Here is a 405-nt window from a genome sequence, read left to right on the forward strand (position 1 = left end):
CCTGATCCCATCCCGAACTCAGTAGTGAAACGACGCATCGCCGATGGTAGTGTGGTGCTTCACCATGTGAGAGTAGGTCATCGTCAAGCTCCTATACGAAACCCCAGATCGCGAAAGCGGTCTGGGGTTTCTTCTTTGCGGTGCGGAAAACAGAGCGACAGAAGTCGTTCCTGCAAGCGCGTAGGGGGCGCTGCGCGTACCGCTGATGGCGCAGACATGCTGGTGCGCATGGCGCACCCTACGATATGTCGGCGTTTGGCTTTGCTCGGGTAGAATGCGCGAATTCTGCTGGGGACTTTCATGTCTGACTCGCCGTCCGAACCTTCCTTGTCATCCTTGCCGATCGAGCAGTTGGTCGCCTGTCATGAGTGCGATCTGTTGATGCGTAAGCCGGTGCTGCAGGAT

Annotated in this window: 1 rRNA gene and 1 pseudogene; both read left to right on the forward strand. The window is 57.0% G+C overall.

Features of this window, described 5'->3' with window-relative positions:
- Positions 1 to 89: ribosomal RNA gene (gene rrf / locus ACEWB7_RS18320) — 5S ribosomal RNA — on the forward strand; the annotation flags it as partial.
- A 211-nt stretch (positions 90 to 300) separates the two neighbouring features.
- A pseudogene (locus tag ACEWB7_RS18325) lies at positions 301 to 405 on the forward strand (paraquat-inducible protein A); the annotation flags it as partial.

Origin of the sequence: Acinetobacter sp. NIOH-H-8, from assembly GCF_046635365.1 — a bacterium.
In the GTDB taxonomy this organism is placed as follows: Bacteria; Pseudomonadota; Gammaproteobacteria; order Pseudomonadales; family Moraxellaceae; genus Acinetobacter.